Genomic DNA, 1,922 nt, shown 5'->3' with positions numbered 1-1,922 from the left:
GTAGCCAATTAAAACCAAACGAAATGCCAGTAGACCTTTCAGATATATTAGTAATAGGAGTTTCTTCAAGAGCATTATTTGACTTGGAGAAAGAAAATGAAATTTTTGATTCGGAAGAAATTGAAGGTTTTCGAAAATTTCAACAAGAAAATGAAAACGAATCTTTAGGACACGGAACTGCATTTTATTTAGTAAAAAGCCTTCTTGAACTCAACAATCAAGCTAACAAAAGAATTGTCGAAGTTGTAGTAATGTCAAGAAATAGCCCTGAAACTGGAGTTAGGATGCTTAATTCAATAAAAAGTCAAAATTTAGACATAACAAGAGTTGCATTATCTGGAGGAGAACCATTAGCACCTTACATTGATGCTTTTGATGTAGATTTATTTTTATCAAAAGACAGTAGAGATGTTCAGACAGTTATAGATTCTAAAACCTGTGCTGCAGCAACTTTATACGCACCACCAACTGAATTTGACCCAAAAGATAATCGAGTAAAAATAGCATTTGATGCTGACGCAGTTTTATTCTCTGACGAATCTGAATTACGATACAAAACAGAAGGAATGGATGCATTCCATAAGTATGAATCAGAACACGAAGATGAACAATTAAAAGAAGGTCCTTTTGCAAATTTATTGATTAAATTATCGAAAATTCAAGAACATTTACCAACAAGAATTGAATTATCACCTTTAAGACTTTCAATTGTTACTGCAAGAAATGCACCATCACATATGAGAGTGATTAAAACATTAAGAAAATGGGGAGTTTATGTTGATGAAGCCTATTTTCTGGGAGGACTTTCAAAAGACAAAGTTTTAAAAGCATTTGGAGCTCATATATTTTTCGATGACCAAGACACACATTTAGAATCCAGTAGTAAGGTCGTTCCTTCTGGAAAAGTTCCTTACGATTCGAAATCTGAATTGACAAAAATTGAACAAAAAAGAAAGAAAAAATAACTGGCTACAACACCGTATATAATTTATTGCTAGTTCTAGCCTACTTACGAAAATCCTCGCGGATTTTCTATTCGGTTTTTATTTGCTAAATTAGGTGCAAAACCACGCAACAAACCATATACAAACACGTTGGCTACAATTTTGAAGAAAATTATTTACATATTAATTGCTTTTCTATGTTCAGTTTGTTGCAAATCTGAAGATAAAATTGAAGGTACCTGGATAGGTCCTTATTCTGCTTTTACAAATACCTCAAAATTTACGATGTCAAATCCACATATCTTCAATTTCGAAAATGGAGATTTTAAGTTTTACGGATTTCGAATATCTCAAGGGACTGGCAAATACATGGTAAACTCACAAAGAATTTTATTAGATGATTCGATTGAATATGTTTTAACTAAAAAAATAGAATCTGATAGTATTACATTTAAACAAACTGATGAAGGTAATTATGATAGAGTATTTAGAAAAGTGCCTGATTCTCTAAAACGAAAAAGCAGCGATCGAATAAGTTTAACTGGACGAACTTATAAGTTATTATTAAACAATAAAATTGATACCTTGAATTTTATCAATGATTCTACATTAAGCTTTTCAAGCAGAAATAATCAAAACTTTTATGAACGTATTTATTTTGATGAATACGATGTTATTTTTATTTCAGATATAAATTCTATCCCAATTTTTATAAGAGAAGAAACCAATAACATAATAAAAGTTTCATTATTTAAGAAAGAACCTTTGGATATAGTATTAAGACAACTATAAAAACTGTAGCCAACAACGTATAAAGCCAATGGCTTTGTTGTTAAAACGATTATAGTTCCCACAATTAAAACGTATATTTAATTTCGAATAAACTAGCAAACGGCTTCGCTGTGGCTTCCGAGTCGCATGCGTCGACGCCGCTGCCAACATTTGCTCCGCAAATTTGGTTGAGCCACAGCGAGCCAA

The 1,922-nt window shown here is 31.7% G+C and carries 2 protein-coding genes; both read left to right on the top strand.

The genetic code is table 11. The features are described from left to right. Window positions 1-965, top strand: a 965-nt coding sequence (locus tag ACY2RU_RS17445; RefSeq protein WP_490139764.1) for a 5'-nucleotidase, incomplete at its 5' end; no start/stop codon positions are given. A gap of 141 nt (window positions 966-1,106) precedes the next feature. Then, a complete protein-coding gene (locus tag ACY2RU_RS17440; protein ID WP_490139763.1) occupies window positions 1,107-1,736 on the top strand; it encodes a hypothetical protein in 630 nt (209 codons plus the stop codon). Window positions 1,737-1,922 lie beyond the last annotated feature (186 nt).

It is taken from the genome of Ulvibacter sp. 2305UL32-6 (assembly GCF_058148545.1).
This window is presented reverse-complemented; position numbering and strand designations above follow the sequence as displayed.